General features: G+C 39.9%; 25 protein-coding genes. 13 read left to right on the top strand and 12 right to left on the bottom strand.

Annotated features, from left to right (window positions below; genetic code table 11):
• Positions 1 to 184: 184 nt before the first annotated feature.
• From ACF8D3_RS11835 to ACF8D3_RS11820, 4 genes are all read left to right on the top strand, one after another.
• Positions 185 to 865, top strand: a complete 681-nt coding sequence (locus tag ACF8D3_RS11835; RefSeq protein WP_392471634.1) for a hypothetical protein — start codon at positions 185 to 187, stop codon at positions 863 to 865.
• A 116-nt stretch (positions 866 to 981) separates the two neighbouring features.
• On the top strand, positions 982 to 1,644 hold the full coding sequence (locus ACF8D3_RS11830; RefSeq protein WP_312104429.1) for a hypothetical protein: 663 nt from the start codon (positions 982 to 984) through the stop codon (positions 1,642 to 1,644).
• A gap of 12 nt (positions 1,645 to 1,656) precedes the next feature.
• Positions 1,657 to 2,463: an SDR family NAD(P)-dependent oxidoreductase gene (locus tag ACF8D3_RS11825; RefSeq protein WP_019383875.1), complete on the top strand. Its 807-nt coding sequence runs from the start codon at positions 1,657 to 1,659 to the stop codon at positions 2,461 to 2,463.
• Complete coding sequence (locus tag ACF8D3_RS11820; RefSeq protein ID WP_312104422.1) at positions 2,460 to 3,167, top strand: ATP-binding protein; 708 nt, start codon at positions 2,460 to 2,462, stop codon at positions 3,165 to 3,167. Before ACF8D3_RS11825 ends, ACF8D3_RS11820 begins: the two co-directional genes overlap by 4 nt.
• A gap of 40 nt (positions 3,168 to 3,207) precedes the next feature.
• On the opposite strand, the gene ACF8D3_RS11815 is transcribed toward ACF8D3_RS11820, so the two are convergent.
• From ACF8D3_RS11815 to sdsA, 8 genes are all read right to left on the bottom strand, one after another.
• The gene (locus tag ACF8D3_RS11815; protein WP_312104419.1) at positions 3,208 to 3,648 is read right to left on the bottom strand and encodes a YbjQ family protein; all 441 of its coding nucleotides are present in this window, start codon (positions 3,646 to 3,648) and stop codon (positions 3,208 to 3,210) included.
• Between the two features lie 8 nt (positions 3,649 to 3,656).
• A complete protein-coding gene (locus tag ACF8D3_RS11810) occupies positions 3,657 to 4,007 on the bottom strand; it encodes a YbjQ family protein (RefSeq protein WP_004877005.1) in 351 nt (116 codons plus the stop codon).
• A gap of 107 nt (positions 4,008 to 4,114) precedes the next feature.
• Positions 4,115 to 5,575 (bottom strand): multidrug efflux RND transporter AdeIJK outer membrane channel subunit AdeK, encoded by a 1,461-nt coding sequence (gene adeK / locus ACF8D3_RS11805; RefSeq protein ID WP_004877003.1) that lies wholly within the window; start codon positions 5,573 to 5,575, stop codon positions 4,115 to 4,117.
• Between the two features lie 5 nt (positions 5,576 to 5,580).
• Positions 5,581 to 8,754 (bottom strand): multidrug efflux RND transporter permease subunit AdeJ, encoded by a 3,174-nt coding sequence (gene adeJ / locus ACF8D3_RS11800; protein WP_004877001.1) that lies wholly within the window; start codon positions 8,752 to 8,754, stop codon positions 5,581 to 5,583.
• Between the two features lie 12 nt (positions 8,755 to 8,766).
• A complete protein-coding gene (locus ACF8D3_RS11795) occupies positions 8,767 to 10,026 on the bottom strand; it encodes an efflux RND transporter periplasmic adaptor subunit (RefSeq protein WP_004877000.1) in 1,260 nt (419 codons plus the stop codon).
• Positions 10,013 to 10,663: a phosphatase PAP2 family protein gene (locus tag ACF8D3_RS11790; RefSeq protein ID WP_004876998.1), complete on the bottom strand. Its 651-nt coding sequence runs from the start codon at positions 10,661 to 10,663 to the stop codon at positions 10,013 to 10,015. Before ACF8D3_RS11790 ends, ACF8D3_RS11795 begins: the two co-directional genes overlap by 14 nt.
• A gap of 153 nt (positions 10,664 to 10,816) precedes the next feature.
• A complete protein-coding gene (locus ACF8D3_RS11785) occupies positions 10,817 to 12,871 on the bottom strand; it encodes a site-specific recombinase (protein WP_312104413.1) in 2,055 nt (684 codons plus the stop codon).
• Positions 12,872 to 12,887: 16 nt separating this feature from the next.
• Positions 12,888 to 13,865, bottom strand: a complete 978-nt coding sequence (gene sdsA / locus ACF8D3_RS11780) for an All-trans-nonaprenyl-diphosphate synthase (RefSeq protein ID WP_019383878.1) — start codon at positions 13,863 to 13,865, stop codon at positions 12,888 to 12,890.
• A 448-nt stretch (positions 13,866 to 14,313) separates the two neighbouring features.
• Between sdsA and rplU the strand changes: the two genes are divergently transcribed.
• Together rplU and rpmA are read left to right on the top strand one after the other, a co-directional pair.
• Positions 14,314 to 14,625 (top strand): 50S ribosomal protein L21, encoded by a 312-nt coding sequence (gene rplU / locus ACF8D3_RS11775; RefSeq protein ID WP_004652230.1) that lies wholly within the window; start codon positions 14,314 to 14,316, stop codon positions 14,623 to 14,625.
• Between the two features lie 18 nt (positions 14,626 to 14,643).
• Complete coding sequence (rpmA, locus tag ACF8D3_RS11770; RefSeq protein ID WP_004640422.1) at positions 14,644 to 14,898, top strand: 50S ribosomal protein L27; 255 nt, start codon at positions 14,644 to 14,646, stop codon at positions 14,896 to 14,898.
• Between the two features lie 67 nt (positions 14,899 to 14,965).
• Here the strand turns inward: rpmA and ACF8D3_RS11765 are convergent, their stop codons facing one another.
• The gene (locus ACF8D3_RS11765) at positions 14,966 to 15,835 is read right to left on the bottom strand and encodes a pirin family protein (protein WP_312104408.1); all 870 of its coding nucleotides are present in this window, start codon (positions 15,833 to 15,835) and stop codon (positions 14,966 to 14,968) included.
• 301 nt (positions 15,836 to 16,136) lie between these two features.
• Here ACF8D3_RS11765 and lolA point away from each other — a divergent pair, with 301 nt between their 5' ends.
• The 6 genes from lolA (at position 16,137) to ACF8D3_RS11735 (ending at position 22,720) form a co-directional block, all read left to right on the top strand.
• Complete coding sequence (gene lolA, locus ACF8D3_RS11760) at positions 16,137 to 16,832, top strand: outer membrane lipoprotein chaperone LolA (protein WP_312104405.1); 696 nt, start codon at positions 16,137 to 16,139, stop codon at positions 16,830 to 16,832.
• A 166-nt stretch (positions 16,833 to 16,998) separates the two neighbouring features.
• Positions 16,999 to 18,474, top strand: coding sequence for a carotenoid oxygenase family protein (locus tag ACF8D3_RS11755; protein WP_312104402.1), 1,476 nt, complete (start codon positions 16,999 to 17,001; stop codon positions 18,472 to 18,474).
• A 106-nt stretch (positions 18,475 to 18,580) separates the two neighbouring features.
• Positions 18,581 to 19,330: an RsiV family protein gene (locus ACF8D3_RS11750; protein ID WP_312106193.1), complete on the top strand. Its 750-nt coding sequence runs from the start codon at positions 18,581 to 18,583 to the stop codon at positions 19,328 to 19,330.
• A 117-nt stretch (positions 19,331 to 19,447) separates the two neighbouring features.
• Positions 19,448 to 20,719: a serine--tRNA ligase gene (gene serS, locus ACF8D3_RS11745; RefSeq protein ID WP_192414294.1), complete on the top strand. Its 1,272-nt coding sequence runs from the start codon at positions 19,448 to 19,450 to the stop codon at positions 20,717 to 20,719.
• 67 nt (positions 20,720 to 20,786) lie between these two features.
• On the top strand, positions 20,787 to 22,160 hold the full coding sequence (gene cysG, locus ACF8D3_RS11740; protein WP_392471633.1) for a siroheme synthase CysG: 1,374 nt from the start codon (positions 20,787 to 20,789) through the stop codon (positions 22,158 to 22,160).
• 89 nt (positions 22,161 to 22,249) lie between these two features.
• Positions 22,250 to 22,720: a tRNA (cytidine(34)-2'-O)-methyltransferase gene (locus ACF8D3_RS11735; RefSeq protein WP_019383884.1), complete on the top strand. Its 471-nt coding sequence runs from the start codon at positions 22,250 to 22,252 to the stop codon at positions 22,718 to 22,720.
• A gap of 11 nt (positions 22,721 to 22,731) precedes the next feature.
• On the opposite strand, the gene ACF8D3_RS11730 is transcribed toward ACF8D3_RS11735, so the two are convergent.
• Positions 22,732 to 23,112, bottom strand: a complete 381-nt coding sequence (locus tag ACF8D3_RS11730) for a VOC family protein (RefSeq protein WP_312106199.1) — start codon at positions 23,110 to 23,112, stop codon at positions 22,732 to 22,734.
• A gap of 11 nt (positions 23,113 to 23,123) precedes the next feature.
• Positions 23,124 to 23,507 (bottom strand): helix-turn-helix domain-containing protein, encoded by a 384-nt coding sequence (locus ACF8D3_RS11725; RefSeq protein ID WP_004876977.1) that lies wholly within the window; start codon positions 23,505 to 23,507, stop codon positions 23,124 to 23,126.
• A 117-nt stretch (positions 23,508 to 23,624) separates the two neighbouring features.
• On the opposite strand from ACF8D3_RS11725, the gene ACF8D3_RS11720 reads away from it, so the two are divergent.
• Entirely contained in the window at positions 23,625 to 24,179 is a 555-nt protein-coding gene (locus tag ACF8D3_RS11720) for a flavodoxin family protein (RefSeq protein WP_312106201.1), read from the top strand.
• Between the two features lie 50 nt (positions 24,180 to 24,229).
• Here the strand turns inward: ACF8D3_RS11720 and ACF8D3_RS11715 are convergent, their stop codons facing one another.
• On the bottom strand, positions 24,230 to 25,642 hold the full coding sequence (locus ACF8D3_RS11715; protein WP_004876974.1) for an APC family permease: 1,413 nt from the start codon (positions 25,640 to 25,642) through the stop codon (positions 24,230 to 24,232).
• Between the last annotated feature and the right edge of the window lie 107 nt (positions 25,643 to 25,749).

The following is a 25,749-nucleotide window of genomic DNA, read 5'->3' as shown; positions in this document are numbered from 1 at the left end:
ATAAAAAATTGGATCTATTGTAGCAAAAATTCTATCAATTTTTTCATCTAAAAAAACCGACGAAATGCGTTGGTTTTTTATGTGAAAAAAGCTAAATTTATGTCTATTGGATCACATATTTAATAAATGTAGATGCATAAAACAACAAAATAAAAATGCGAAAATTAAAAAAAGGATGCTTCTTATGAGTTATTCAATTCTATTGAAAATTAATGAAGTGACACATGGACAGTTTGAGACGATCCGCCAACAGTTGAATTCAGGGACTCAAGAAAGCCAGTCACGCATTTTGGGTGAAGTACTATCAGAAATTGCCTGTGATATCGTGGAGCAAGTATTTTCAGTGCTGCTGATTCAAAATCGGCAACCAATCTATCTCACACAAAAGAGTACGACAGAATCTGAAAAAGTGATTCAGCAGATTATTGCAGCAGTTCGAAAATATATGCCGTGGTCGATTGCATTATTTGGCAATGAACGGTTATGTCCTTTTGTGAATTATTTTTCAGATATGATCAAATATCACGATGAACAAGTGTATGTGTCATATCCAATTGATCGAAACTTAGTTCAACAGGCTCATGCATTGGTCAATAAGTTAAAAAACAATGAGATTCAAGATATGGTGGATGTGTTCCAAACGTTGATTGAAATTGTTGATCTTGGGGTGACAAGTCTTATCCGTGAGCCTAAAAAATGTTTGAATTTCAATAAAGTGGTCGATAAGACTTTAAACGGTGTGATTAATATGACCGCGCATTTAAGCTATAAGCCTTTAGAGAAAATGGGCAATCAGGTGGATTCAAATGCAGCGACTGATTGTGTAAATCATTTTTTGGCATTTATGCATGTTGATACTGAATAGAATATGTTAAATTCGGGGTGCAGAAAGCCAAAAATGATACAAAAACAGATTGATGGATAAAAAGGGGCTGATAAAAAAGCCTCTTTTTTATGGGTCTAAAAATTAGGGTTAAGAAAATGAACACCGCCGTTTTTTTGAATATTCATGCGGATACATACGCAAGATTTGCGCATATTCGAACGCAGTTAATGCAAGGAAGTAAAGATAGTCAGGCCAATGCTTTGGGGAGTGTATTGTCTGAAATGGCTTGTGAGGTCATCGAACAAGTTTTTATCGTGCTATTACAAGAAAATCAGCACTATTCACAAACGGGTGAATCTGAAAAAGTGATTCAGCAAATCTTAGAAGCAGTGCGTAAATATATGCCGTGGTCAGTCTCATTTTTTAGCAATGATCGTTTAGTACCGCTTGTTGAATACTTGTCTAAGACACTGCAAATTGAAGATGAAACTATTTACATGACTTATCCGATTGATCAGAAATTGGCTCAAAGGGTAGAAACATCAAGTCAAAATCTAGCTGCTGATGATCAACAAGAAATCTCAAATGCATTACGACTGTTAACAGAAGTGATTGATGTGGGTGTGACACACTTAATTCGTGAACCTAAAAAATGTTTAAAGTTCAATTTTGTGGTAGATAAAACTTTAAATGGCGTGATTACGATGACGACCCATTTAGGATATAAGCGTTTAGAGAAATTAGGCACTCAACTCGATCATCAAGTTGCATCAACTTATATTGATTATTTCCTTAAGTTTATGCGTCATCAAGCATAGAGGGAACAGGTTATGGCAAAGCTAAAAAGTCTTGAAAACAAAGTGGTATGGATCACAGGAGCATCTTCAGGTTTGGGTAAAGCCTTGGCGCGTGAATGTGCCTTGCAAGGTGCACAAGTTGTACTGACATCTCGCCGTTATGATGAGTTAGAAGCGGTACGGGTTGGATTACTCAAGCCAGAACAGCATCTTTCGATTGCTGCCGACATTACCGATGAAGCTCAAGTCCGCCATGCACATGAGCAAGTTTTAGCATGTAAAGGCCGTGTGGATTGGTTGATTAATAATGCTGGTTTGAGTCAGCGTGCATTGATTCAAGACACGACCATGCAAACTGAACGTGCCATCATGGAAGTTGATTATTTCTCACAAGTTTTCTTTACTAAAACAGTTTTGCCAACTTTTCTTAAACAAAAATCTGGTCGAGTGGTCTTTGTTTCAAGTGTAGCAGGGTTGTTAGGCACTCAGTATCGCGCAAGTTATTCTGCTGCAAAAGCTGCAATTCATATGTGGGCGAATAGTTTACGCGCTGAGGTTGCCAAAGACGGTGTTGAGGTTTCTGTGGTTTTCCCTGGTTTTGTGAAAACCAATGTTTCTTTTAATGCCTTAAATGGTGAAGGGAAGCCGCAAGGTCATCAAGATGAAGCAATTGAAAATGGTTTAGATGCAGGTGTATTTGCTGAACGTGTGGTCGAATCGTTGATGGCAGGCGAGGAATATATTGTTGTTGGTGGGAAAAAGGAACAACTCGGTGTTTTAGTCTCTCGCTTATCGCCAAGCTTGTTGTATAAAATGATTCGTAAAACACGAGTTAAATGATAGTGAACATCCGTAAGAAAGCCGTTTTTAATTGGAGCGGTGGTAAAGATTCTGCTTTAGCACTACATACTGTATTAGAGCAAAATGAATTTGAAGTTGTTGCTTTACTAACAACGGTGAATGAAGAAACAGAATTATCATCAATGCATGCGATCCCGTATGCATTGCTTGAGAAGCAAGCCGAAAGTATTGGTATCCCACTTTATCCTGTATTTCTTCCTAAAAATCTTCCTGCTTATGAACAACGCATGTTAGACGCGGCTAATCATTTTAAAGCCCTAGGCGTTGAGCACTTTATATTTGGTGATATTTATCTATCCGACGTACGCAAATATCGAGAAGATCGTCTACATCCTCTAGGCATTGAAGTCGTTGAACCAATCTGGAATTTAAGTTCGGCAGAAGTGATGCAAAGCTTTTTGGATTCGGGAATTAAAACCAAGATCATCGTAACTGATGCTAGTAAATTAGATGCGTCTTTTATCGGACAAGATATTGATGCTGCACTCATTGCAAGAATGCCGAGTGACGTCGATGTCTGTGGTGAAAATGGTGAATACCACACTTTTGCTTATGCGGGTGCTTTATTTAAAAAGCCTGTTGAGTTTGAAATTATTGAGACGCGAAAAATGTCTTATGATTTTAAACTTGATAATGGGGAAGAGAAAACCTACCACTATTGGCAAGCGATTTTTGCCGACTAGCGTTTTTGTCCTGTTATTTTCGAGATGACAGGACAAGTTTTTAATGATGATTGACGATCGCCGTTCCATAAGCAAATACTTCAACCATACCGCCTTGCATCCCTAATTCAGTGGTACTCATCCGAACACCCATAATATGATTTGCACCTATTCGATGTGCTTCCTGCTTGAGGCGAAGCATCGCTTCACGACGTGCGCGTTCAACCACACTCTCATAACTGGTCAGGCGACCACCGAAAAAGTTTTGAATATTGGCAAGTATATATTTAAAGTAATCGTGAGAAATAACGACGTTGCTACTAACCATTTGCCCATGCGCTATGGTTTGCTCAAAGCGATTGGTATCAACTCGAATATGTGCAAACTGCTTTTCTTTTTCATCCAATTCACGGAGATGTTTTTGTTCGATATGACGACCAAAACCCCAACCCACTGAAAAAAGAATTAGAAACAGGGCAATCTGAAAAATTAATCCATCCATATGTTTGCCTACGCACCAAATGGATCGGGGAGTTTAGGTGTAACAGGCTGAACGACAACTGCTGTTCCATAAACAAAAAGTTCAGATGCGCCCTGCGCAATATTTGAGGTAGAAAAACGAATCCCTACGATCGCATTTGCACCTAAAGCACGTGCTTTATCAATCATCCGTTGGGTTGCTTCTTGGCGAGATTCTTCCAATAGTTCGGTATAGCCAGTGAGTTCGCCACCGACAATATTTTTAAGACCTGCCATGAGGTCACGACCAACGTGTTTACTACGAACGGTACTGCCGTATACCACATCAAATTGACGCAAAATTTCATGTCCAGGAACGGACTCTAAACTACTTAATAACATCGTATTTTCTAATCTTTAAAATTTCATATTGAAGATAAGAAATATTCGCAATTGTTGCAATAAAAAAAGCTCACCGAAGTGAGCTTTTTATTCGCAAAAGTTAATGATTATTTTGCGTAATGCTTTTCTGAACTAGATGGTTGATGCGCTACAGTTTCGCTGCTTGTCGCTTTCACACCGCCACCAAGTGTTTTGTATAATTCAACTTGGTTGTTTAAGTCCGCTTGTTGTAACAACAAGAGACCTTGTTCAGCTGAATAAGCAGAACGTTGAGCATCCAATACGGTTAAATAACTATCAATACCTGCACGGAAACGCGCATTTGATAATTTATAGGTTGTATTGGTTGCATCAACTAAACGTCGTTGAGCTGTCAAACGATCACCGATGTTTGCGCGTGTAGCTAAAGCATCGTTTACTTCGCGGAACGCTGATTGAACTGACTTCTCATAGTTCGCTAGTGCAATCTTCTGATCTGTCTCAGAGATTTTTACATTCGCGCGGCGAGTGCCCCAATCAAAGATTGGCATATTGATGCTTGGTCCAATAGACCATAAACCATTTGCTGATTTAAACAAATCACTCAGGTCAGTTGATGCATAGCCTGCTGAACCAGTAAGGCTAATAGTTGGGAATAACTGAGCTTTAGCAGCACCGATATTCGCACCAGCCGCACTTAACTGATATTCAGCAACTTTGACATCAGGACGGTTGTTTAACAAATCACTTGGTAAGCCCGCCGTTAACACACCTTTTTGTGTGATACGAGCAACTTGTTGGCTCGGCAATAAGTTGTTTGGAACTGATTGACCTACCAATAAATTCAACAAGTTTTGAGCTTGAGCAATTTGTGTTTTGTAATTTGCAACATCATTACGTGCAGTTTCAACTGAAATCTGTGCCTGACGAACAGGGATTTCACTATCAATACCCACATCGAAACGTTTTTTGTTTAAGTTAAACGAGTCTAATTGAGCTTTTAATGTCTGATCAGCCAGTTTAAGTTGTGCACTGGCAAATGAATAATTTAACCAAGCTTGAGTAACTTGACCAATCAGACTGATTTGCGTTGCATCACGTGAACTTTGAGTAGCTAAGTAGTTGTCTAATGCAGCATCTTTTAAGCTGCGAACACGACCCCAAAAATCTAACTCATAAGAAGTTAAGCCTAAGCCCACTTGGTAAGTTGAGTAAGGATTATTTGGGTTGCTGCTTGGCGATACTTGACGAACCGCACTACCACTTGCCCCAATGGTTGGCAACTGATTGTTTTCCGAGATTTGGTATTGTTGTTGCGCTTTTTGAATATTCAACGCAGCAGTACGCAAATCACGGTTGTTAGCAAGCGCCATATCAATCACTTGTAGCAGGCGAGGGTCAGCAAAGAAATCTTTGTAACCTTGTTCTGCGATTGATGTTCCAGAAGCATTACTATACGACGCATAGCCTTCAGGAATATCTGTGTTCACAACAGGCTCTGGCCCGCGCATGCTTTGGCAGGCAGCCAAAGAAAGCGCGAGTGCAGAAATTGCGATGCCACGACTAGAAATAGACCATACAGTTTGCATCACGATTAATGCTCCTGAGTATTTAAAGTTTTAGGTTTGTACTTAAAGATACTACGAATCCACACGAAGAACACAGGGATGAAGAAGATACCTAAAAGTGTTGAAGAAATTACACCACCAAGTACACCATAACCAACTGAGTGTTGGCTACCAGCACCAGCACCGCTTGCAAGAGCTAATGGTAATACACCGAAACCAAATGCAAGTGTTGTCATGATAATTGGACGTAAACGCATTTTTGCAGCATGTAACGTTGCTTCAAACAGGTCTTCACCTTTTTCTTGCAACTCTTTTGCAAATTCTACGATCAAAATCGCATTTTTCGCAGACAAACCAATTACCGCAACAATCGCGACTTGGAAGTAGATGTTAAAGGATAAGTTTGGATCGCCTTTAATCACCATGCCTAACCATGTCAAAGTAAATGCACCGATGATACCTAATGGAACAACAAGCAATACTGATACAGGGATAGACCAGCTTTCATATAACGCAGAAAGACATAGGAATACAATCAATAATGAAAGAATCAATAAAGGAACTGTCTGGTTACCAGAATCACGTTCTTCTAAAGATAAACCTGTCCATTCGTAGTCAAAACCTTGTAAGCCCATTGACGGTAACTTGCCAATAATTTCTTCCATCGCAAGCATTGCATCACCCGAACTGACGCCTGGAGCTGGAGTACCTTGGATGTTAACAGATGATACACCGTTATAACGCTCTAAACGAGGTGAACCATAAGTCCATTCACCTTTTGCAAAGGCAGAGAATGGAACCATTTCACCTTTGTTATTACGCACATACCACTTGTTCAAGTCTTCAGGCATCATGCGAGTATCCGCTTCACCTTGGACATAAACTTTCTTCACACGACCACGATCAACGAAGTCATTGATGTATGAACCACCCCAAGCCATGCTCATCGTACTGTTAATATCAGCGATACTGATACCCATAGCACCTGCTTGCGCTTGATCAATCGTAATTTGATATTGAGGTGTATCTTCCTGACCGTTAGGACGAACACCAGCAAGACGTTTGTCTTGAGCTGCCATACCTAAGATCGCATTACGTGCAGCAACAAGTTTATCGTGACCTTGGCCACTGACATCTTTCAACTGAATATCGAAACCAGACGAAACACCGAGTTCAGGCATCGCAGGTAACTGCAATGGCATGATGTACGATGCATCTTTCACGATCATATTCAATGCCATACCACGTTGAATGATGGCACCAATTTGTGATTCAGGTGTGGTACGCTCGCCCCAGTCTTTCAATTTAATGAAGGCTAGACCCGCATTTTGACCGACCCCAGTGAATGAGAAACCAGATACCGTAAAGATAGAATCTACGTTATCTTTTTCTTTATTCATGAAGTAATCAGTCATTGTCGTGATCACTTTATCTGTACGTTCAAGGCTGGCACTTGGCGGTAATTGTACCAGTGTCATGACTACGCCTTGGTCTTCCTCTGGTAAGAATGAAGACGGCAGCATTTTGTACAGACCGACTAACGCAGCAATCACAGCAATATAAATAACCCCAGAGAAAAGCTTATGGTGTGTCATACGATTGACACCACCTTGGTATTTCACAGAAAGTTTATCAAAGCTGCGGTTAAACCAACGGAAGAAACGTGCAAAGATATTGTTGCTTTCTTGCTTGTTTGGATCGTGTTGTTTTAACAATGTAGCGCATAGGGCAGGGGTAAAGGTTAATGCAACGATCAAAGAAAGAATCATCGCTGTAACCAAAGTGATCGAGAACTGACGGTAAATTACCCCAGTTGTTCCACTGAAGAACGCCATTGGTACGAATACAGCGGTTAATACGCTGGTAATACCAACCAAGGCACCCGAGATCTGGCTCATTGATTTTTCAGTTGCAGGTACAGGTTCAAGATGTTCTTCTTGCATAACCCGCTCTACGTTCTCTACAACGACAATTGCATCATCGACGAGGAGACCGATTGCTAATACCATCGCGAACATGGTTAATGTGTTGATCGAGAAGCCGAACATGTTAATAACGGCAAATGTACCTAACACTACTACTGGAACGGCAAGTGTAGGAATAATCGTCGCACGCCAGTTCTGTAAGAACAGGAACATGACGATAAATACTAAAACAACTGCTTCAATTAATGTATGTACAACACTTTCAATCGATAAACGAATAAACGGTGTTGTGTCATACGCAAGTTTGTCTTTTAAGCCACTTGGATAGTTATGGCGCAATTCTGATAAACGTTTTTCTACAGCTGCAGCTGTATCCAATGCATTGGCACCAGTTGCAAGTTTAATTGCTACACCACCAGCAGGACTACCATTGAATTTAGAATCGAACTGATAGTTATCAGAACCTAACTCAACACGAGCAACATCACCCAAAAGAACCTGCGCACCAGTCGAAGTATTCTTGAGGAAGATTTTTCTAAACTGTTCAGGTGTTTGCAGCATACTTTGTGCATTTACAGTTGCGTTCAGTACTTGTCCTTTAGTTGAAGGCGCACCGCCTAACTGACCTACAGCAACTTGAGAGTTCTGCGCGCGAATTGCAGCTGCAACATCACTTGGAGTGAGGTTGAAACTTGTTAATTTCGCTGGATCTAACCAAATACGCATCGCATAAGAGCCACCAAAGACTTGGATCTCACCAACACCCGCAACACGACTGAGTGGCTCAGAAATATTTGAGTTCACATAGTCTTTAATATCTGATGCTGATAAGCTTCCATCTGGTGAGTAAAAGGCAACAACCTGCATAAAGCTTGCACCAGATTTAGTTACTCGGACGCCTTGGCGTTGTACGTCTTCGGGTAAAAGTGCTGTCGCAGATTGTAATTTATTTTGAACCTGAACCTGTGCGATATCTGGATCGATACCTTGTTCGAAGTTCAAGTTAATCGATGCTTGACCATTACCCGCACTGTTAGAAGAAATGTAACGTAAACCATCTAAACCATTCATTTGTTGTTCGATGATTTGAGTTACTGTGTTTTCAACAGTTTTAGCAGATGCCCCAGGATAAGTTGCAGAAATGGTTACCGTGGGGGGAGCAATCGTCGGATATTGAGCAACTGGCATTTTTGTTAGCGTGAGAATCCCCGCCAGCATAATCACCAGTGCAATCACCCATGCAAAAATTGGGCGATGAATAAAAAATTGAGCCATGCAATCTACCCCTTAAGCTTGTGCAGTTGCTTTTTGTTCAGCTTTTGGTGCGTCGGCCTGTTTTTTCTGTTCGGCTGCTTGTGGTGCAGCACCTTGAGCTTGAGGCGCATTTGCTTGTGGTTGGTAAGGCTTAGTTGAAACCTCTTGACCTTCTTTCACCTTAGCAACACCATCTACGACGACTTTATCGCCAGCTTTTAGACCTTCAGTCACGATCCAATCTTGACCTTTAACACCTACAGTTGTAATTGGACGAGTCTCAATAACCCCTTTAGCATTTACAACCATTGCAATCGCTTGACCTGTAGGCAAACGAGTAACCGCTGCTTGAGGAACCAAATAAGCATTTGGCAAAATTCCCTGAGAAATTTTGGCAGTTGCATACATACCTGGTAATAGCAAATGGTTCGGGTTTGAGAATACGGCACGTAATGTCACTGTTCCAGTGTCGGGATTTACACTTGCGCCAGAGAATGCTAACTGACCTTCAATAGGATAGTCAGAACCATCTTCAAGTGTGATTTTTACGCGTGTATTACCACTGCTATCCAAGCTACCTTTGCTCATTTGCTGACGAAGGCGTAGTAACTCAGCGCTTGATTGGTTGATATCAACATAGATTGGATCAAGTTGTTGAATCGTCACCAATGGATCAGCCTGATTCGCTGTCACTAACGCACCAGAGGTTACGGAAGAACGGCTAGATTGGCCTGAAATCGGTGCACGTACAGTAGAGTAACCCAAATTAATTTCAGCATTTTTAAGTGCTGCTTGAGCCGCTGCAACATCTGCTTCCGCTAATTTCACTTGAGCATTAATGTCATCATATTCTTGTTTAGAAACAGCATTTGTTCCAACAAGTTGACTATAACGACCTTCTTTTACACGTAAAGCATTTAAGTTTGCTTGTTGGCGTAACAGAGCCGCTCGAGCATTATCAGCCGTTGCACGATTGGTATTTGCGTCGATTTGATAAAGCGCTTGACCTGCTTGAACGTAACTACCTTCAGCAAATAAACGTTTTAAAATCACACCACCAGTCTGTGGACGAACTTCAGAGATTTGATATGCAGCCGTTCGTCCTGAAAGTTCTACACTTTGTTCTACGCTTTGTGGTTGAGCAACAATGACACCAACTTCTGGAGGCGGCATTTTTTGAGCAGCAGCTGCTTGCTGTGCATCTTTAGGATCTTTGCTACAACCAACAAGCGCGATGCTTGTTGCTAATGCGCAAGCAGTGAGGGCAGGTGCCCAAAGCTTAGCCGACATCATTATTCCACCTCAATTTAGATTTTTTATCTAAAAACAAATTGTTGCTGAAATTGCTTTGATACAGCCAAAACCAAAGCAACGAAGTCCAAATTAACCCAATTCCCCAACCTGCAAGTACATCGGTTGGATAGTGAACCCCTGCATAAACTCTAGATAACCCCATGAAAATAAACCATAAAGTAGATACTAAAATGACGCTTTTGCGGTACTTATGCTCTCTAAATAGCAACATAGATAAACTCGCAAGGGTTGCAGCATATAGGCTATGGGCACTTGGGAAGGATGCTCCATAACTTTGAACCAAATGATAAAATTCCAAAGGTCTTGGCCGATCAATGCCCCATTTCAGAAGCCAACCAATCACAATACTTCCACTTACACTCAAAGCAAGAAAAGTCACTTTTTTATAATCTTTAATCCGAATGTGGTAGACACAAAAAAACACAGTTAAAAATAGTAAAAAAGGCATTCCGCCTAGTCTAGAAAGCAGAACTGCTACATTGTTAAGCGCAAATGAGCGATGTTCAAATAAAGTTTGAACACTCAATAGATCAAAAGCTGATGCGTTGGAATAAAGCAGTCCAAACACACCGAATCCTAAAAAAATGCAACCAATACAAAGTAGTAGGTGCGGCATGCGAACCTCATTTTTTTGCTTAACCATTGTTCAGGGTTGTATAGTGTTTGAAAGTGTACTTGCGAGTACACTTTTGGTCAAGTCTTGAAATTTTATGATAATTTCATTTTCAGATTTTTTTAAGGTTCAGTAAAAAAACATAACAAAATTTGATTAGTGTCTCACTTTCTGTTCCACTGAATTTTCATCATCAACTTCAATTGGTTGTTTCGGTGGCCAGAAAAAATCACTTGGTCGAGTCAAGAAGTGTGTAAGTACTAATTTCGCTAATGGTTTCCATTGCGCAAAACGGACACGACGTGCGCGTAGAGCAACAATAATCGTAAGTGTAAAACTGACAAACAAGTTAGTTAAGCCAATCAACATAACGCCTAAAAATGACACAAGGATTAAACCAATATCTGGCGAGCCACTAATCGTCATTAGACCTTGGATAAAGTTTGCTGAAGCAAAGGCGATATGACGGATATCTAAAGGCAAGCCTAAAATAAAGCCAATGGTGCCAATACTGCCGAGCATGATGCCGAATAGAAAGTTACCAGCAAGCGCACCTAAGTTCGTTTCAATATAGTTTGCAAACTTGTCTAGGCGTTGTTCTCCCATCCAGCGTTTTAAGCGACGATGTTGTTTTAAACGAGGGCCAACTTTGCGATATACGGCGAGGTTATCAAAATAACCTGCGATTAAACCCGATAAGAATAAACACACCCCAGCGATAGCGGCGTGAGGTACAGCCAAAGAGGTGAATGGATTTAATGAATGTAGGGTTTTCGCTGCTTTAGTGGTGGAGAGCAGTGGTTCGTGTAAATTGTATTGCCAGAGAAATGTGATCAGCGCCGCCACAGGGATTGCAATCGAAATATTGCCTAAAATCGCTACGAACTGGGTACGAATAATATTAATAATCAGTGCCGCAAGTTCTGCGATCTGGGCATTTTTACTGCCTTTCTGCTGTTGTACCGTAGCGGCAAGAGCGGCTGCGGTCATCGCAGGTTGTTTAGTCGCAACAGTAAAATGAAGTACATGGATCAGCATGAAGCCTAAGCCATAGTTCATGCTATATAGAAAAGCTTGCATAAACGGTGCAAGAACAAAACGTGCGGTTAGGATTTTCAGCGTTGCCATCAGCGCAATAATCGCACCAGCTCCAGCGGCAGCTTTGTACATTCCCCAGAAACCAGACTTGTCCGTACTCACATAGTGTTCACCAGTCTTACTTGCATTTTCAGTTACCTGTAAAGCAATCAGTTCACTGGTTGAACTTAATAGGTATCGAACACTTTTTTCATCATAATGTGCTTGTGTTAAGTCGGTAATCAACTCGCCAAGAGAGGTATAACGAACCTCATTTTTACTGGCTAGCAAGCTAATTAATAACTCAATGCGATCTAATGCTTGTTCAAGCAAAGATAGCAAATACGTTAAACTAATACTGACACCGATACGTTTAGTCGCACGACGTATTTTCAGTACTACATCACGGCATTGATCAAGCATAACAAAAGCTTGAGATGCATCTGGTGGGGGGAGTACAACGACAGCATCCTGATCATCAACAATTTTTTTATACTTTTCTATAAATTCAACAATTTCTCGGTTTTGAACCAAGAACGGGGATTCATATTCAATAATGTCTGGTTGTGCATTAATAAATTCAGGATATAAACCAATACCGCTAATACGATAGGATAGAACGGTAATCGCTTTAATCAGTTCATTCTTTGAGATTTGCTTTTCTTTGGTGTTGCTTTGGCTTTCACTAATTAAGCTAAATAAACTGATCCAATCCTGTTTCTCGATCAAGATCAGCCAATCACTATCAGTTTCCTGATGGAAAACTTTCCCAACCAATGTTTTGAGTTGCTGACCATCTTCAACTAATGGAAGGAAGTGCGCACCCAAACGCTGGCTTAACTGATTCCAAAAACCATCTAAAGATAAAATACCGCTGTCGGCATATAAACTAATTTGCTTATATTGACTGATCAACTTGAGTAAGAAGTTTTGCAGCAAGATTGCAGATGTTGGTGTGAGTAACAATGTTTTAATCAACGAATGAATACGTTGTTTAACTTCTTCTGCATCATTGGGATTTTTTGGTCGTAAACGATTGACCAATTCAATCATTAGGTTTTCATCAAGAACAGCTTGAGGTTGGTCAAGCTGTTCCTGCATTTTTAAAAAGAGATCAGTTAAATTAAAATGCATAGGCACTCATAAAAAATTATTGTAAACGGTGTAAGGCCATTAAGGTCAGATTGATGAGTGCTTGGCGATATTCATTATCTGGTAAAGCTTTTAAAGCTTCTAAAGCGGCATCCGTTTCTTGCTGGGCACGTTTTTGACAATAATCCAAAGCGCCCGAGTTATGCACAATTTCAATGACTTTATCTAAATGCTCGATTCCGCCTGTTGCGATACTGCGACGAATAATTGCATGATCATCGCCAGTTGAATGAGCTAATGCTGAAATTAACGGTAAAGTCGGTTTTCCTTCCATTAAATCATCACCGATATTTTTACCTAATGTTTCTGCATCAGAAGTATAGTCTAAAATGTCATCAATGATTTGAAAGGCATTACCAAAGTGACCAGCAAAACGGCGCAATGGTTCACGATATTCTTCTGTACCTGCCAAAATTGCTGCGCCTTCTGTCGCAAGTTCAAAAAGACGTGAAGTTTTCCCGTGAATAATTCTTAAATACGTTTCTTCGGTTGTTTCGGGTTGATGTTGAGATTGCAACTGTAACACTTCACCTTCTGCAATTTCACAAGTGCCTGTTGAGAAATCTTTTAATAAGGTAATGTTGTTTAGATCGACCAATAAATCAAAAGAGCGCGCAATCAGAAAGTCCCCGACTAAAACCGCTGTTTGATTATTCCACGTTGCATTGGCAGTAGGACGGCCACGACGGAGATTAGATTCGTCTACGACATCATCATGTACCAAGGTTGCAGTATGCAGCATTTCAATAATTGCAGCCAAATGTTGCGCGTGCTGCATATTCGCTAAACCACAAGCTCGTGCTGCAAGTAAGCACATAATTGGGCGCATCCGTTTTCCGCCAGCTTCAACAACATGTTTGCTGACAGACATCACCAAACCGACTTTAGAGCTAATCCCTTCATTGATCAGGTAATCCATCGCAGCAAAATCTGTCGCAACAGGGGAGAGAATGTCTTGCTTAAAATCGATAACCATATGAAGGAAAACCTCGTACAGGTGAGTAATGGCGCTAAGTGTATCAATTAATCTTTTGCTAAACAGTTATACAGGCTGTGTAATCCGTCATTTAAAACATGATGATGAGTTTTTTGGTGTTAATTTAGGCAGAAAAATGGTTTTCGCACATAACCTCAATACTCTACTTTTGACTTAGTTCAAACACAGTTTGTTCTTGTCGCAATTTGTTTTTAAAAATGTATTGTAAATCACGGAAAGAATCAATCAAAACAACGTATCTGCAATCTAATTGATTTTATTAAAAAATCTAAACAATATTCAGATATGTGAGCATTTGTGCGAAATGACTTGTTGTTTGATCAAATTTCACTTAAAATTTGTCCCCTTGTATAACCCCAGTGGCGTTCGTCTTAAGATCGATATGTCCCTTTATCGGCACGACGACACGGGCAAGTTGGAGTACATTATGTACGCAGTAATCCAAAGCGGTGGTAAACAGCACCGTGTTGTTGAGGGTGAAACCCTTAAAGTAGAATTATTGAAAGCTGAAACTGGCGCGACTATTACGTTTGATGACGTATTAATGGTTGTTAACGGTGACAACATTCAAATCGGTGCTCCAGTTGTAGCTGGCGCAAAAGTAACTGCAGAAGTAGTTGGCCATGGTCGTCACGACAAAATCCGCATCATCAAAATGCGTCGTCGTAAACACTACCGTAAGCAACAAGGTCACCGTCAATGGTTTACCGAGTTGAAAATTACTGGTATCGCAGGCTAACACGAGGAGTAAATAGACATGGCAACTAAAAAAGCCGGTGGATCGACTAAGAACGGTCGTGATTCGAATCCTAAGATGTTAGGTGTTAAAGTTTACGGTGGTCAAACTGTAACTGCTGGTAACATCATCGTTCGTCAACGTGGTACAGAATTCCACGCTGGTGCAAATGTTGGTATGGGTCGTGACCATACTTTATTTGCTACTGCTGACGGCGTAGTAAAATTTGAAGTGAAAGGTCAATTTGGCCGTCGCTATGTAACTGTTGAAGCTTAAGTTTTAATAGTTCAAGAAAACCCGCTTTTAGCGGGTTTTTTTATATCTCAAATTTTGAGCCATTTGTTTAGTTAGAAGCTTTCCCAAAAGTACCATTTTTTAAGTCTTCATAGGCCTGTAGAATTTCTTCATAGCTATTCATTACGAAAAAGCCATGTCCATTGATTGGTTCTTGTAATGGTGGTGCGGATAAAAATAATAAATCACAATGTTCTAAGGTCTTGATGGCAACATCGTTATCGAAGCTCGACATGACGGCCAAAGCTTGTTCTTCTAAAATTTCTTCATCTTTTGCGAATTGGAGCTTGCCTTTACGCAAATAAATAAGGGTGGTGTCTCCATGTGATGCTGGCAAGGTGAGGTGTTGGTCTTTATTGAGATGAACATCTAAGACATTCATCGGACTAAAGGTTTTTGCAATTCCGAATGTATTCTGAAATTGTCCTGCCACGATACGAACATAACCTGCATCTTGATCAAGTTGTACTTTAGGGATGGTTTCGTTTAACAAGCTTTGATAGCGGGGTGGCGACATTTTTTCTTTAGCAGGCAAATTAACCCATAATTGCACCATTTCAAAGTATCCACCTTGCTCACGGAATGCAGGACTAAAATGCTCTATATGCTGAATGCCAGAAGCTGCTGTCATCCATTGAATATCACCTTGAGCGATGATGCCGCCTTGACCTGTTGAGTCTTGATGTTCTAGTTCGCCAGCAAAAACAAAAGTCACCGTTTCAAAACCACGATGTGGATGCTCATTGACGCCTTTTTTAGTGCTTTTCGGTGCTAAGCGTCCAGGCCCTAGATGATCTAATAATAAAAAGGGTGAAGTTGTATTGCCTAATTCATGATACGAGAACACAGAGAGTGCAGGGTAAAAATCCCCAATTGAAAAATACGTGTCATTCCGTTGAATAAAGGCAAGACTTTTCATAATTCGTGGCTGTTGTTGTATTTGATGGTATTTAGACTAACAAAATGTAGTGTTTCGTCTAGTTGATTCTTTAGACATTATTTTATGTGAAGGCTTTATATGACCTATTTAGAGTAGTCTAATTCAGGTTTTGATCGTAATTTTTATCATTACAATTCCTACATAAACGCTGCAACTTCATACATAATGCAGGACTTTGCGACATGAAATAAACAAAACCTGTGCTTTTCTTCATTTTTTTAGTGATCAAAAACAGTAAGATGTCGTCATAACAGTAGAAATCTGATAGAAGGTTCATTTTATGAATTTCGTAAAAAAAATGGCTTACGCGGCAACTTTAAGTGCAATGACTTTAGCTCCAGTGATGAGTACACAGGTGTTTGCAGCTCCTGTCGCAGCTTCGACTCAGCAAGCAACGACAAGTTTGGTTCAACAGTTGTCTGGTTTGCAGCGTCTAACAGCAGATTTTGAGCAAACAACGAAAGTAACCAATAACAAAAATGTGCAGAAAAAAGGTTTAACTGCACAGCATATGAATCAAACTTTCAAAGGTGTGATGAAAGTTGAACGCCCTGGAAAATTCTACTGGGAAACAACTAGTCCTGCGAAACAAACGATTGTGACCACAGGTAAGGTCGTGTGGATTTATGATCCTGATTTACAACAAGCAGTCCGTCAAAGCCTAGATGATCAAATTGCCAATACACCTGCATTATTATTGTCGGGTAATACTAATCAAATTATGCAGTCATATCGTGTAACGCAGCCTGACCGTACGAAGTTGTATTACACTTTATATCCAAAGCAAGAAGACAGTGCTTTCCAAAGTATGACGATTAGTTTTGGCGCAAATAAAGCACCTAACTTAATGGTATTACAAGATTCATTAGGACAAACCACCTATGTTCGCTTTAGTAATCTTAAAGTGAATCCAACGATTCCAGCATCAGTCTTTAATTTTGAGCCACCAAAAGGCACAGATATTATTGATCAGTAAATGATTGCAGATGAATAGAAAGCAACCTACGGGTTGCTTTTTTTAGGATAGGTTAAAATTCAAAAGCCTTGATATTTATACTATCTATTTATTTTGATAGTTTATTAGATTTAAAAGGTGGTTTATTTTATCATATAAATAATAATTTAAGAATTTCCTAATAAAAATGAAAGATTTGGCTGATCAAAAAGTAATTAATAGTTATCCTAAAATGACAGCTTTGAAATCGCTGAAAAATGTTTTAAAACAAAAGTTGATTAGGATTATCGGTTTGTTTCTAAGACGAAACTCCTCATGGAATGAGAATGGTATTTATCAAAAAATCGTATACCGACCTGTACATGAAACTGAGATTTCTAATTTTAAAGTGATTGGAGAAATTCCAAAGCATCTACATGGTTTATTACTGCGGATTGGTTCGAATCCTATCTATGCCAAAAAACTAACATTGTTTGAATGGTATATGGGTGATGGTATGGTTCATGGGCTTAAACTGCGAAATGGAAAGGCGATCTGGTTTAAAAGCAAAATGATTGCAACAGATACTGTGCAGAAAAATAAAAAAAAGCAATATGTACAGGGATATAGGAGGGGGGCTCATGATGTTGTTAACACAAATATCTTTAAGCATTTTGGAAAGCTGTGGGCTGTTATTGAGGCGGGTGCTTTCCCAATTTGTTTGGACTTTGAGTTAAATACGGAACGTTATCAGCTTTTTAACAGTGATGCTGATTTACCTTTTACTGCACATCCTCGTAAGGATCAGAAAACGGGACATTTACATGCGATTTGTTACGATGCCCTTGATCGTAAAAATGCGTATTACCAAGTGATTGATGAGCAGGGCGAATTGGTCCATGTGAGTCAAATTCCTTTGCAGCATGGTCCGATGATTCATGATTGTCTCATTACAGAGCAGGATGTGATTGTTTTTGATTTTCCACTCACATTTTCCATCACTCGATTATTTACAGGCAATAGTGTGCCTTATCAATGGAATGAACAATATCAGGCGCGTATTGGTATTTTAGCGCAGTATGGGCATGCTGAAAAAATCCGCTGGATCAATGTTGATCCTTGTTTTGTTTTCCACGCCGCGAATGCTTATCGGGACAATAAAAACCAAATTGTATTGGATGTTTTGGTACATCAAAATGATTTTGAACATTCTCAACATGCGGCTTATGAAGATCAACGCGCCATATTGGAGCGTTGGACGGTTGACTCAAACTTAACAAGCATCCACAGAATGGTTGTTGATGCTGATATTCAAGAGTTTCCAAAAATTGACGAGCGCTATATCGGGATGCCTTATCGTTACTTGTATACTTTGAGCTTTCCCGAAAATAGTTCATTCAATGTTTTGAAAATTCATGATTTGGTTTTACAAACCAGTCTAATTTATGATTTGGGTCAACAATGGATTATTGGGGAAGTGACATTTGTACCTGAGAATTCTCAAAGTGTTGAGGGGCAAGGTTATTTAATGACATATGTACACCACATAGATGGTCTGACTTCAAAAGCGGTGATACTTAAAGTGAATGGTGTAGAGATGAGCGTTCAGGCCGAAATAGAATTGGGGGGCCGTATACCGTTAGGTTTTCATTGTAATTGGGTTGATTTGGAGGAAAAAGTATAAGTAAACATATTAAGAGGGTAGAGTTGAAAATATAGATACATTTCTTAATTTCTTCTGACAACAAGGCTTTGTATAGTGATGAAAAACATCAGAGACTTGTATAACGATGAAGACGGTAAAATTACTCCCATTGATTTCAATCATGACAGTTGTTGCACTGGTCGGCTGTCAACCGAAACAAGATCAAACAACAAAGGTTGAAAGAACAGATATTCCACTTATTCAGGCAAAAGTCGTTACTGTCAAAATTCCAAAGCAGAAAGTGTGTTTGGAAGATGGTTGTACTAATTATGATTTGCAAACTGTGGAAACCAATCAAAAATGGATTGATGATTATTTTGTAAATCGCATGAAAAAAGCAGAACCAAATGCGTTTGCTGATTTACCTGATCAACAAGTTAAAGAGCCAGCCAATCAAGCTTTGCAAAGTGAAAGTAGTACCTATGTTCGCTTCGTTGGACAAAACTATAATTTAGCGACTTTTGCAATTCAAACTTATTCTTATTCAGCGGGTGCGGCACATGGTATGTCACATCAAGAGTTTGTGAATTTTGATTTAGCCAATAAAAAACATATTACGGTCAGTGAACTCCTTAAACCTGATATGAATCAGAAACTTCGTGATGAATTATATGCAGCCAATCAAAACTGGTTAGAAGAGCATAATATTAAGAAAGATCAGTTAGAGATCAGCGATAATTATTATTATGGCGTGAATGGTATTGTCTTTGTATATCCACTTTATGAATTAGCATCTTATGCTGAAGGGATGAGTGAGCTAACCCTACCATATTATGCTGCGAAGCAATTTATCAAAGCTGAATATTTACCAAGTTTACCTAAAGAACCAAATTAATCAGTTTTTCAGCACCTACAATCCGTTGTAGATGCTGAGTCTTTGTTTTCTATCGCTGTATTTTTTTAGGTTAAAGCCTTACACTATAGCCAGTTTTTTCTCTATTCATGATTGATTATGATCGACCCAAAATTACTCAGAAATAATATTGAAGCAGTGAATACTGCTTTAGCAAAACGTGGAATTCAGCTGAATGTACAAGAGTGGGCTGATTTAGAAGCTCGCCGTAAAGATTTACAGTCGAAAGCTGAAAATTTACAAGCTGAACGTAACGCTGGTGCAAAACAAGTTGGTCAAATCAAAAAGTCGGGTGGAGATGCATCTGAAATCATGGCACGTATGGCTGCGATTGGTGATGAAATCAAAGCGGCAGAAGTTGCCTTGGCTGAGTTGCAAACAGAACTAGAGCAAAAGTCGCTTGCGATCCCCAACTTACCAGATGAGTCTGTTCCAGAAGGTAAAGATGAAAGCGATAATTTAGAAATTTTAAAATGGGGTACGCCGCGCCAGTTTGATTTTGACATCAAAGATCATACTGATCTTGGTGAGTGGATGGGTGGGCTTGAATTTGAAACTGCGACGAAGCTAACGGGTTCTCGTTTCAGTGTGTTGAAAGGACCATTAGCGCGTTTACAACGTGCTTTAACGCAATTCATGCTAGACACACATACACTTAAGAATGGCTACACAGAAGCTTATGTACCATATTTGGTCAATGCCGATACTTTACGTGGTACAGGCCAATTACCTAAATTTGAAGAAGATCTATTCAAGCTGCAAGGCGAAAAAGAATATTATTTGATTCCGACAGCAGAAGTGCCAATCACAAACTTTGTGCGTGATGAAATTATTGATGCTGACCGTCTACCTCTTAAATACTCAGCGCATACGCCATGTTTCCGCAGTGAAGCAGGTTCTTATGGACGTGATACACGTGGTTTGATCCGTCAGCATCAGTTCGATAAAGTTGAAATGGTGCAAATTGTTAAGCCTGAGCACTCTATGGAAGCACTTGAAGAGCTAACTGCACACGCAGAGGGCATTTTACAAGCGCTTGGCTTACCTTACCGTAAGATTTTGCTCTGTGGTGGTGACATGGGCTTCGGTGCTGTTAAAACCTATGATTTAGAAGTATGGGTACCAAGCCAAGATACGTATCGTGAAATTTCTAGCTGCTCAAATATGGGTGATTTCCAAGCACGTCGTATGAAAGCACGCTACCGCGTAGATCAGAAGAAGATCGAATTGGTGCATACGTTAAATGGTTCAGGTTTGGCTGTAGGTCGTACTCTGCTTGCAGTGATGGAAAACTATCAACGTGCAGATGGTTCTATTGAGATTCCTGAAGTGCTACGTCCATATATGGGCGGTGCAACGTATATTGACTAAACTGTGCATCTAATTTGTGCATAGTTTTTGCTTTATCTCAGTCAGATTGAAAATATAGAGGCGTGATGTGGAAATTTTCCCAATCTCTTTAAAGTTGCAACAGCAACGTTGTCTGATTGTTGGAGGTGGGCATATTGCCTACCGTAAAGCAAATTTGTTGGTCAAAGCAGGTGCAACGGTCGATGTGATTGCACCTGAGATTGAACCTGAGCTACTTCAGCTTGTAGTGAAGTCAGCAGGACATTATATTCAAGCTGCTTTTTCTGAAAGTATTCTCGCAACGCCTTATCGTTTAGTGATTGCTGCAACTGATCAAACTGAAGTCAATAAAGCCGTTTTTGAACAATGCGAACAGCGTAATCTACTAGTGAATAGCGTGGATGATATTCCGCATTGTCGCTTTATGGTGCCAGCAATTATCGATCGTTCACCTTTAGTGATTTCAGTTGCATCGAATGGCGCATCGCCTGTTTTATCTCGACAGCTGCGTACTCAGATCGAAACGATTGTGCCACATGGTATGGGCAAACTCGCCGAGTTTTCTGGACAGTGGCGTAAGCAAGTTAAAGCAAAAATTTCTAATCCAGATGAACGTCGTATCTTTTGGGAAAATTTGTATGCAAGTCCGCTGAAAGAGCAAGTGTTCAATGATAATTTAGATGTCGCCAATGATCTGATTGAACAGGCATTAACTGAATGGAGCGCACCGAAAGGTGAGGTGTATTTAGTAGGCGCGGGGCCGGGTGATCCTGAGCTTTTGACGCTAAAAGCCTTGCGATTGATGCAACAAGCTGATGTGGTGATTTATGATCGCTTAGTGTCTGCACCTATCTTAGATTTGTGCCGTCGCGATGCTGAAAAAATCTATGTGGGTAAAGCACATTCTAATCATTCCGTTCCGCAAGATGGTATTAATGCTTTATTGGTTGATTACGCGCAGCAAGGTAAACGTGTTTGCCGTTTAAAGGGCGGTGATCCATTTATATTTGGGCGTGGTGGTGAGGAAATTCAAGAATTGGTAGAAGCCAATGTGACTTTCCAAGTCGTTCCGGGCATTACTGCTGCTTCTGGCTGTTCAGCCTATGCTGGTATTCCATTGACGCATCGTGATTATGCACAAAGTGTTCGTTTTCTTACAGGGCATTTAAAAGAGGGTTCGCCAGAACTTCCTTGGAATGAATTGGTTTATGAAAATCAAACCCTTGTGTTGTATATGGGCTTGGTTGGTTTAGAGCGGATTTGTGAGCAATTGATTGCACATGGTCAGCGACCGAATATGCCTGTTGCTCTCATTTCTAAAGGGACAACACCTGAACAAAAAGTGGTGGTTGGAACTTTGGCTGATATTGCAACTAAAGTGTCAGAGCATCATATTGTAGCGCCGACTTTAACCATTATTGGTGAAGTCGTGAGCCTACGTGAACAGTTAAAATGGCAATAAATCTCCCCCAACCCCTTTTTAAAAAAGAGGGGAGTTCCTCCCTTTGAAAAAGGTAGGCTAGGAGGGATTATGAAAAGTAGAGAAAATTTGTGATTCATGTTGTTCTATTCGAGCCTGAAATTCCAGCGAATACAGGTAATATCATCCGTTTATGTGCTAATACTGGCGCACAGCTTCATTTGGTTAAACCCTTAGGTTTTGAACTCGATGATAAAAAGCTTAAACGTGCGGGATTGGATTATCACGAATGGGCAAGAATGCAAATTTGGGACAATATCGAGCTTTGCCTTGCTGATTTAAAAGCAAAAGGTGTTGAGCATGTTTTCCCATTAACAACTAAAGGAACGGCAACACCGCACACGGTTGATCTAAATCGTCCTGTGGCTTTATTGATGGGGCCAGAAACACGCGGTCTGCCAGAGCAAGTACGTTTAATGTTTCCACAAGAACAGTGGATTCGTTTGCCAATGGCGGAAAACTCAAGAAGTTTAAATCTGTCGAATGCAACAGCGGTGATTGTTTACGAAGCATGGCGTCAACAAGGCTTCAAACAACTCTAATTAATGCATGGCTATACATCGCCATAGGGAGTTGCAACAACGAGAGTATAGCCATTTGGGTCTTTAAACCAAACTTCTCGATGATGTGCATTCGCGTTATATTTAGGCCCTTCTAAAATTTCGACTTGATGATTTTGTAGCTTTTGTACAATCTCATCAAATTGAGAACTCTCAAACCACAATAATACGCCATTACCAATCGTAGTATTTGGACTACCAATATGGGAGTGTTCATGTGCTTGCCATTGATGCAGTTGCAGAACCAAGTGCTGGTTAAATATTAACTGTTCATATTCTTTGCCACCATGTCCGCTACTAAGTCCCAACATGGTTTGATACCATAAACTGGTTTTCTCGACATCTTCTACCGCAATTAAAGGTTGTGGGTGCATATATTCACCATTTATTTGGATTCTTCTGTTTGGGTTGCATCAAAGCGTTGTTGTGCAGTGATCACTTGTTCAATATTGGTTTCAGCCCAATCTTTCAATTGATAAGCCATTTTAGCTACCTCTAATCCTAGTGACGTTAAAGAATAATCGACACGTATAGGTGAGGTGTTTTGCACTTGCCGCTCAATGAATCCATCTCGCTCCAGCATTTTTAACTTTTGCGATAAGACTTTGGGTGAAATCCCTTGAATACTTTTCTTGAGCAAATTGAAGTGCTGAGTTTCTCTTGCTAGCACATTGATAATCAATAATACCCATTTATCTGCAATTTTTTCAAAAAATAACCGAGCAGGGCAATGTTGTTGATAAATATTATATTTTAATGCCTGATTCATTAAAAACATCCTTAAAACTTCAGTTAAATTGTGCTAGTTACCAATTGGTAACTAATTGACACCTAGTTTCTAAAATATATCATTAAATCGAACTTTTTAAAAATTTGGATAAAACTCATGTCAAACATCGCAGTTGTTTATTATTCTGGTTATGGTCATACAAAAGTAGTTGCTGAAACTTTTGCGCAAACAATCCAAGCTTCGCTGATTGAAATTGATCAAAACGGAGAAATTTCTGAGCAAGCTTGGCAAGCACTTAGCGAAGCACAAGGTATTGTATTTGGAGCACCAACTTATATGGGTTCTGCGCCGTGGCAATTCAAAAAATTTGCTGATGCTACTTCTAAAGTTTGGTTTACACGGGGTTGGCAAGATAAAGTGTTTGCAGGCTTTACCAATAGTGCAAGTCTGAACGGTGATAAGCAAGTGACATTAATTCAGTTACAAACACTGGCGTCACAGCATGGCGGAATTTGGGTAAGTTTGGGGCTGTTACCAGCAAATACTAAAGAAGCAAAACGTGAAGATTTGAATAATTTGGGTGGTTCAGTAGGTTTATTAGTGCAAACACCATCTGATGCTAGCGTGGACGAAATCCCGACAGGCGATTTAGAAACAGCAAAACTTTATGCGCAACGTGTCCAAACGATTGTTGAAAAGTTACATGGCTAATTGAACATAAATAAAAAGGCGCATCAAGCGCCTTTTTATTTGTCGACAGTTTATAGTCTGTCATCAAATTCATTGTGTTGAGGAGCAGAGTATTTAAAACCTTTAGTTTTATAACCAAGATATAAAATACCAAACATTGCCCACCACAAGCCGTATTTGAGTGCTGTCTCTTCAATTTCTAACCACATTGCAAAGACACTGAGGAAGCCGAGTAGTGGAATAATCACAAAGCTCAGAATATCTTTAAAGTTCTTCGTGCGACCATCTCGTAATGCATAACGAGAAATTACTGATAAGTTTACAAAGGTAAACGCAGTTAAAGCACCGAAACTGATCATTGAAATGACAATATCAAGATTCATGAAACCAGCAGTTAACGCAACGGCACCCACAATCAAAATATTATATGAAGGGGTGAAGTTTTTTGGGCTGATATGACCAAAGATTTTCTTATTAATTACACCATCTCGACCCATCACGTACATCAAACGAGATACACCCGCATGTGCTGAAATACCTGATGCCATTACAGTGACGATTGCAAATGCTAGAACATATGACTGGAATAATGAACCACCGACTAATAGTAAAATGTCAGGCTGTGTGGCAGCAACATCTTTAAAGTATGTTGTAGGATCATTCGGGAAATAGATCTGCATAAAGTAAGTACTGATAATGAAAATCACACCCGCGAATAATGCCGTTAAGAAAATTGCTTTAGGGAGTGTTTTCTCAGTATCTTTGGTTTCTTCAGCAAGTGAACTTAGTGAGTCAAAGCCAGTGAATGAGAAGCAAAGTAACGTTGCACCAGTGATGAGTGCGCCGACTGAAGTTAGTTCATTCCAGAAAGGCTCTAAGCTCCAAAGCTGATAACGTGTTTCAGCCGTGATAGGACCGTCGGCATTCACACCCATTTGAAGTTTTTGATAAACTAAATAAGTGAATGTGCCAATTACGATGAGCTGTACTAAAACGATCCAACTGTTAAAGTTCGCCACAAATCGTGCACCACGTAGGTTAACACCTGTCATAAATGCTGTGAGAACAATTACCCATATCCAGTGGTTCACTGATGGGAAAAGTGCTTCTAAATAAATAACAGCAAGAATGATATTGACCATTGGTGAGAGTAAGTAGTCTAACCATGAAGACCAACCCACCATGAAACCAACATTCGGGTGAATGGATTTTTGGGCATAGGTATATGCCGACCCAGAGGAAGGGTAGCGACGAATCATATGACCATAGCTAATCGAGGTAAACAAAATTGCAATCAATGCAACAATGTAAGAGGTTGGCACATGGTAATGACTTTCTTCAGATACTAGACCGAAAGTATCGAACAAAGTCATTGGTTGGATATAAGCCAAACCAATGATGATAATGTGCCAGAGTCCTAGCGTTTTTTGCAGTTTAGCTGCCGATTGAGTCCCAGAAGTATTTGTCAACGGCGTTGTCCTCATAATCGTTGATCAAGGATCAGCTTTAGTGTCAAGGATCGTTTGAGACGAACGATCCCCCCGATAAAAATCTAAAGTGCGCAAATCTATCCTAATTTAAGGCAGTTTGT

This window comes from Acinetobacter sp. YQ_14 (genome assembly GCF_043102985.1).
Taxonomy (GTDB): Bacteria; Pseudomonadota; Gammaproteobacteria; order Pseudomonadales; family Moraxellaceae; genus Acinetobacter; species Acinetobacter venetianus.
Note: the sequence above shows the minus strand (reverse complement) of the source record. Positions and strands in the feature narration are given on the sequence as shown.